This window comes from Dickeya poaceiphila (genome assembly GCF_007858975.2).
Lineage (GTDB): Bacteria > Pseudomonadota > Gammaproteobacteria > Enterobacterales > Enterobacteriaceae > Dickeya > Dickeya poaceiphila.
The window spans coordinates 4,310,309-4,317,154 of record NZ_CP042220.2 but is presented as its reverse complement, the minus strand read 5'-3'; the positions used below and the strand labels follow the sequence as shown (position 1 = coordinate 4,317,154).

7 protein-coding genes are annotated in these 6,846 nt (G+C 51.4%); 6 read left to right on the top strand and 1 reads right to left on the bottom strand.

Features of this window, described 5'->3' with window-relative positions:
- Positions 1–676: 676 nt before the first annotated feature.
- The 6 genes from rpmH to hppD all read left to right on the top strand — a co-directional run bounded on the left by rpmH (position 677) and on the right by hppD (position 6,082).
- Entirely contained in the window at positions 677–817 is a 141-nt protein-coding gene (gene rpmH, locus Dpoa569_RS19395) for a 50S ribosomal protein L34 (protein ID WP_000831330.1), read from the top strand.
- An 18-nt stretch (positions 818–835) separates the two neighbouring features.
- A complete protein-coding gene (gene rnpA, locus Dpoa569_RS19390) occupies positions 836–1,195 on the top strand; it encodes a ribonuclease P protein component (RefSeq protein WP_012886808.1) in 360 nt (119 codons plus the stop codon).
- Positions 1,159–1,416, top strand: coding sequence for a membrane protein insertion efficiency factor YidD (gene yidD / locus Dpoa569_RS19385; protein WP_012886807.1), 258 nt, complete (start codon positions 1,159–1,161; stop codon positions 1,414–1,416). Before rnpA ends, yidD begins: the two co-directional genes overlap by 37 nt.
- 2 nt (positions 1,417–1,418) lie before the next feature.
- Complete coding sequence (gene yidC / locus Dpoa569_RS19380; protein WP_042873674.1) at positions 1,419–3,050, top strand: membrane protein insertase YidC; 1,632 nt, start codon at positions 1,419–1,421, stop codon at positions 3,048–3,050.
- A gap of 105 nt (positions 3,051–3,155) precedes the next feature.
- Positions 3,156–4,520 carry a tRNA uridine-5-carboxymethylaminomethyl(34) synthesis GTPase MnmE gene (mnmE, locus tag Dpoa569_RS19375; protein ID WP_146411691.1) on the top strand — a complete coding sequence of 455 codons (1,365 nt, stop codon included), beginning with the start codon at positions 3,156–3,158 and terminating at the stop codon, positions 4,518–4,520.
- A 482-nt stretch (positions 4,521–5,002) separates the two neighbouring features.
- Positions 5,003–6,082, top strand: coding sequence for a 4-hydroxyphenylpyruvate dioxygenase (gene hppD, locus Dpoa569_RS19370; RefSeq protein ID WP_042873671.1), 1,080 nt, complete (start codon positions 5,003–5,005; stop codon positions 6,080–6,082).
- A gap of 221 nt (positions 6,083–6,303) precedes the next feature.
- Here hppD and Dpoa569_RS19365 read toward each other — a convergent pair whose 3' ends face one another.
- Positions 6,304–6,783: a GNAT family N-acetyltransferase gene (locus Dpoa569_RS19365; protein WP_042873669.1), complete on the bottom strand. Its 480-nt coding sequence runs from the start codon at positions 6,781–6,783 to the stop codon at positions 6,304–6,306.
- Positions 6,784–6,846 lie beyond the last annotated feature (63 nt).

Sequence of the window (6,846 nt, the reverse complement as noted above, 5' to 3'; positions counted from 1 at the left end):
GGCGGACTCCACTCGAACAAGGTCAATCAAGAAAAGGAACAGATGTTAGTTATGTAACTCATGATTTTTCAGGCACCCAGCTACGCATGGACACGGCAGCGCCGGGGTGCGCCGCGCGGAAGGCGGCTTTACCGTGACGATCCTGATTACAGGGATCGCTAGCGGGACGGCGGATCATAACCTAAACCACGAAAGAGATCTCCCCTTTCTGCACAGTTTCGATCCTTTTTATCCACAGGCTCTTCTTATGCTATGCGCAAAAATCGGCTTTTCTGGCGGGATATCCATGCGGTTACCCACAATCAGCCTATAGATCCCTTATGGATGTTAAGCATAAACGGAATTAGAACGATCAGAGGTGACGCGGATCATGATCCCGTTGACTGGATCGCCGGTAGATCCTTGCGCTTTAGCGCAGAGTCCGTATAATTCCCGGCCTGCGCGTAGCGCCTGTTTTCTGTGCTGAGCAGCCTGTTTTCTGTGCTGATCAAACGAAAAATCCGGGACAACCGGGAAGTTTCAGGCGGGTAAAGTGCGGATGTTAATTGACTCTGGGCTGTACAATTATTACAATCCCGCCTCTTTATTATGCGGTAGAGGCGTCGGTCATTTTTCACGCCGAGTAGCCAAACGCGTTTACTGTGAAGTCTTAAATCAAGTTTAGGTAGAAATCGCCATGAAACGCACTTTCCAACCGTCCGTATTGAAGCGTAACCGTAGCCACGGTTTCCGTGCTCGTATGGCCACTAAAAATGGTCGTCAGGTTCTGGCCCGCCGTCGTGCGAAAGGCCGTGCTCGTCTGACTGTTTCCAAGTAATAAAAGCTAACCCTTCGAGTGGTTACGCTCGCTTTTCCCAGGGAGTTACGTCTGTTAACTCCCAGCCATTTCTCTTTCGTCTTCCAGCAGCCACAACGGGCCGGTACGCCGCAGATAACCATCCTCGGTCGCCCAAATACGCTGGGACACCCTCGTATTGGTCTTACCGTCGCAAAAAAGCACGTCAGACGGGCTCATGAACGTAATCGTATCAAGCGCCTGACACGTGAAAGTTTTCGTTTGCGTCAACACGAGCTGCCCGCGATGGATTTTGTCGTCATCGCCAAAAAAGGGGTGTCTGAACTGGATAACCGTACGCTAACGGAAGCGTTGGAAAAATTATGGCGCCGTCACTGTCGTTTGGCTCACGCCTGCTGATCGGACTGATACGCGGGTATCAACGCTTTATCAGTCCGCTACTTGGACCGCACTGCCGCTTTCAGCCGTCGTGCTCCCAATATGGCATTGAAGCAATACGCCGGTTCGGCATGATAAAAGGCTGTTGGTTGACGCTCAAACGCGTATTAAAATGCCACCCTTTGAACCCTGGTGGTGATGATCCCGTACCGCCAAAACCCGACAATAACAGAGAACACTAACGATGGATTCGCAACGCAATCTTCTTGTCATCGCTCTGCTATTCGTGACGTTCATGATCTGGCAGCAGTGGGAAACGGACAAAAATCCACCCGCGACCACCCAGACCACGCAACAGGCGAATGGCGCTGTAGGCGATGCAGCCAACCAGGGCGTACCTGCCAGCGGTCAGGGTAAACTGATCACGGTTAAAACCGACGTGCTGTCGCTGAACATCAACACCCGCGGCGGCGACATCGAAGAAGCCGATCTGCTGGCTTACCCGGCAGAACTGGGTTCCAACCAGCCGTTCAAACTGTTGGAAACCACGCCAGCCTTCACTTATCAGGCACAGAGCGGCCTGACCGGTAAAAACGGCCCGGACAATCCGGCTAACGGTTCACGCCCGTTGTACACTGCGCCGGCGGATCGTTTTGAACTGGCCGCCGGCCAGAATGAACTGCGTATTCCGTTGACTTACACCGATGCCAACGGCGTCAGCTTCACCAAAACCTTCGTGCTGAAACGCGGCGAATATGCGCTGAACGTGGAATACAGCGTTAATAACGCCAGTGCTCAGCCGCTGGAGTTGACCTTGTTCGGCCAACTGAAGCAGTCTATCGATTTGCCGTCACACCGCGATACCGGCAGCAATAACTTTGCTCTGCACACTTACCGTGGTGCAGCGTTCTCTTCCAGCGACGATAAATATCGCAAATACAGCTTTAGCGATATGAAAGAGAACCTGAACATCAACACACAGGGTGGCTGGGTTGCGATGCTGCAACAGTATTTCGCTACCGCCTGGGTGCCAAACGCTGCTGCGAGCAATACGTTTTACAGCGCTAACCTTGGCAATGGCTTAGCCGCTATCGGCTTTAAGACCACACCGGTTATCGTACAGCCGGGTAGCCAGCAGAACCTGAACGCCACCCTGTGGGTTGGCCCGGAAATTCAGGATAAAATGGCAACGGTTGCACCGCATCTGGACCTGACGGTTGATTACGGTTGGTTGTGGTTCATCTCCCAACCGCTGTTCAAGCTGTTGAAGTTCCTGCACGGCTTTATCGGCAACTGGGGCTTTTCCATCATCGCTATTACCTTTATCGTGCGCGGCATCATGTACCCGCTGACCAAAGCGCAGTACACCTCGATGGCGAAAATGCGTATGCTGCAACCGAAACTGCAGGCGATGCGCGAGCGTATTGGCGACGACAAACAGCGGATGAGCCAGGAGATGATGGCGCTGTACAAGGCGGAGAAAGTGAATCCGCTGGGCGGCTGCTTCCCGCTGGTTATCCAGATGCCTATCTTCCTGGCGTTGTACTACATGCTGATGGGCTCGGTGGAACTGCGCCACGCGCCGTTCGCACTGTGGATTCATGACCTGTCGGCACAGGACCCGTACTATGTGCTGCCGATCCTGATGGGTCTGACCATGTTCTTCATTCAGAAGATGTCGCCGACCACGGTTACCGACCCGATGCAGCAGAAGATCATGACCTACATGCCGGTGATCTTCACCGTGTTCTTCCTGTGGTTCCCGTCAGGTCTGGTACTGTACTATATCGTCAGCAACCTGGTGACCATCGCTCAGCAGCAGCTGATTTACCGCGGGCTGGAAAAACGCGGGCTGCACAGCCGCGAGAAAAAGTAACCGGTTGATTGCCCAATCAATCTCATTATGAGGCGGTCATTGACCGCCTTATTTTTTACCCCCGTAACAACGCCTGAAAACAGGCGAGAATGCAGAGAGAACACCATGAGCCATACCGACACCATCGTTGCCCAAGCCACCCCGCCGGGACGCGGCGGCGTAGGTATTTTGCGCATCTCTGGCCGCCGCGCTGCCGATGTGGCGCAGGCTGTGCTGGGTAAGTTGCCTAAACCGCGTTACGCCGATTACCTGCCTTTTCATGACACTGACGGCAGCGTACTCGATCAAGGCATTGCCCTGTGGTTTCCCGGCCCGAACTCCTTTACCGGCGAAGACGTGCTGGAGCTGCAAGGGCACGGCGGCCCGGTTATTCTCGACTTGCTGCTCAAACGGGTGGTGGCGCTGCCTGACGTGCGCATCGCTCGCCCCGGCGAGTTTTCTGAACGAGCATTTCTGAACGATAAACTGGATCTGGCGCAGGCTGAAGCGATTGCTGATTTGATCGACGCCAGTTCTGAGCAGGCGGCCCGTTCCGCCGTCAACTCGCTGCAAGGTGTCTTTTCCTCCCGCGTTCATCAACTGGTGGAAGCACTCACTCACCTTCGAATCTATGTGGAAGCAGCGATCGATTTCCCCGATGAGGAAATTGATTTCCTTTCTGATGGCAAAATTGAGGCCATGCTCAATGCGGTGATAGGCGATCTGGAAGTCGTACGTGGCGAAGCGCGCCAGGGCAGCCTGTTGCGAGAAGGAATGAAAGTGGTGATTGCCGGGAGACCCAACGCCGGTAAATCCAGTCTGCTGAATGCGCTGGCCGGGCGTGATGCCGCCATCGTCACCGATATCGCCGGCACCACGCGCGATGTGCTGCGTGAGCATATTCACATTGATGGTATGCCGCTGCATATCATTGACACCGCCGGGCTGCGCGAAGCCAGCGACGAAGTAGAACGTATCGGTATTGAGCGGGCGTGGCAGGAAATCGAGCAGGCCGACCGGGTATTGTTTATGGTGGATGGCACCACCACTGATGCGGTAGAACCGGCGGCTATCTGGCCGGAATTCATGGCGAGGCTACCGAGTCGGTTACCGATAACCGTTGTGCGTAACAAAGCGGATGTTACCTGCGAGCCATTGGGCATGGAGGATGTGGGTACTTACTCACTTATCCGCCTTTCCGCCCGAACGGGTGACGGTGTAGACCTGCTGCGTGACCACCTCAAACAAAGCATGGGATTTACCAGCAACACCGAAGGGGGCTTCCTGGCGCGCCGTCGTCACTTGCAGGCGCTGGAACAAGCAGCGCAGCATCTGCAGCAAGGCCACGAACAACTGGTCAGTGCCTACGCTGGTGAACTGCTGGCCGAAGAACTTCGACTGGCACAGCAGGCGTTAAGTGAAATCACGGGTGAATTCACCTCCGACGATCTGCTGGGGCGAATTTTTTCCAGTTTTTGTATTGGGAAGTAAAATAGAAAGTCATCTCCCGGTGGCTAGCTGCCTCGCTTTTGCCTGCATTCCGTCCAAAACCGTATCACGGATAGGTGCAGGCAGCAGAGGCACCTATCGTAATGATATTTTTAACAATCCAACCTACATCAGCAACTGTCAGTGCTTCTAATCCGAACAGCTATACCCGTCATACTTCAGGTTGCCGGTGTGTTGGCTGCGTTACTCGGCCCATCAATGGGCCTCGCCCTTCGGGCCAGCGCGTTGCGTTGTTCAACATGCTAGCGTGTTGTCCTGCAACTCGAATTATTTTGGGTATGAATCCATTATTTTTTACTTTCATCATAAATAAATAGTGATAATAGAAATTACTTTGTATTTGTTTATTGTGTTTTTAATAAGAAAAAATTGTTATCAGAAAATGACTGGTGACGCTATATTTATTTTAACCAGTCTGGTTCTGGTTTTTTTATGCGCCCTCCTTTATGGACAAAGGAAATAATATGACAGAATCATTTGCCAACCCGCTCGATTTGAATGGATTTGCTTTTATCGAGTTTGTTACCGATACTCCGGAAGCGCTCTCTGCGTTATTCGCTTCGCTGGGATTTACCTGTGTCGCATACCATCGCCACCGTGATATTTCACTCTTTCGACAGAACAATATTAATTTCCTTGTTAATAATACTACCAAGGGTTTTCCACGAACGTTTTTGCAAGAGCATGGCGCAGGAGCCTGTGGTGTCGGTTTTTATGTCAAAGATGCGCTTCAGGCTTATGAGCAGGCGCTTGCGTCCGGCGCCAAACCAGCAGAGCAGACGGCAAAACCAGGGGAAATTCTGGTGCCGGTAATTGAGGGAATTGGTGGTTCGAAAATTTATTTTATTGAAAAATATCATGTTGATATGGATATTTTTGATATCGATTTTTCATTTATTCCTGGTGTGGAAAGAAATCCGAAGGGATTTGGTCTGCACACCATCGATCATCTGACTAATAATGTCTATCAGGGAAGAATGGATTATTGGTCTGAATTCTATACCCGAATATTTAATTTTCAGCAGATTCGTTATTTTGATATTGCCGGTGAATATACCGGATTACATTCTAAAGCCATGGTAGCGCCAGATGGTAAAATTCGTATTCCATTAAATGAGGAAGCGGAAGGCAGTAACGGACAAATTCAGGAATTTCTGCGCCGTTTTAATGGGGAAGGCATCCAGCATATTGCGATGCAAACCGACGATATTCTGACGACTCTTGATCAATTGCGTCAGGCTGGGTTACCGTTGATGACTGCACCGTCCGATACCTATTACCATATGGTGGAGGAACGCTTGCCTGAGCATGGACGTAATACCGACGCTTTACGGGAGCGCGGCATTCTTATTGACGGTAATACCCGCGATGGGCAGAAAAAGCTGCTGCTGCAAATTTTCTCAGAAACCTTGATAGGCCCACTGTTCTTTGAATTTATTGAGCGGGATGGCGATGATGGTTTTGGCGAAGGTAACTTCAAGGCGCTGTTTGAATCTATGGAGCGCGACCAACTAGCACGTGGTGAAATCAAGGCCACCGCCTAGTACTTTCTGAGCTGCATAGTACTTTCTCGAACCACATAGTACTTTCTGATTCGGCCTTGTATCAGCAGGACAAGGCCATTTTACCGTTTGAAAACTGACTGCTCGCCAGCAACATTATTGATTATTGCGACTGGCGTTCAGTCACTGCCAATGTCAGGTGTTATCCGTAACAAGTTACAGGTATTTCATCGCCTATTTTTTTGCTCTGCGAATAATGTAGGTTATTCCTGAGCTGCCTGTAGCAGGCTGTCGCCTTCCAGACGGTAACGAATCCACTCGTTTTGCGGCGCGGCGCCCAAACTGTCATAGAAGTCGATGGCGGGCTGGTTCCAGTCCAGTACGCTCCACTCCAGCCGTCCACAACCGCGTTCAACTGCCAGACGCGCAATATATTTCAGCAATGCCTTGCCGGCGCCCTGGCCGCGACAGTGCGGTGATACATAGAGATCTTCCAGATAAATGCCATTGCGCCCAAGCCAGGTGGAGTAACTGGTAAAGAACACCGCAAATCCGATTGGCTCACCGTTCCATTCGCAAATCAGCGCCTCGGTGGATGCACCTTCACCAAACAACGTTTGCTCAATTTCTTGTTGATTGGTCTTTACCTCGTGGAGCGCTTTTTCATATTCAGCCAGTTCACGAATAAAATTCAGGATGGTGGCAGAATCCCGCTGCACCGCCCAACGAATATGTAAGGTCATAGCAAGATCTCAGTGAGTAAAAGTCAGAAACGATAACCGGGATGTAAGAAATGGAGAAGAGAA

Bases quoted from the DNA above. Each gene is read 5' to 3' on its own strand.
- rpmH (WP_000831330.1), top strand. From the start codon at position 677: ATGAAACGCACTTTCCAACCGTCCGTATTGAAGCGTAACCGTAGCCAC.
- yidD (WP_012886807.1), top strand. From the start codon at position 1,159: ATGGCGCCGTCACTGTCGTTTGGCTCACGCCTGCTGATCGGACTGATA.
- Dpoa569_RS19365 (WP_042873669.1), bottom strand. From the start codon at position 6,783: ATGACCTTACATATTCGTTGGGCGGTGCAGCGGGATTCTGCCACCATC.
- hppD (WP_042873671.1), top strand. From the start codon at position 5,003: ATGACAGAATCATTTGCCAACCCGCTCGATTTGAATGGATTTGCTTTT.
- yidC (WP_042873674.1), top strand. From the start codon at position 1,419: ATGGATTCGCAACGCAATCTTCTTGTCATCGCTCTGCTATTCGTGACG.
- mnmE (WP_146411691.1), top strand. From the start codon at position 3,156: ATGAGCCATACCGACACCATCGTTGCCCAAGCCACCCCGCCGGGACGC.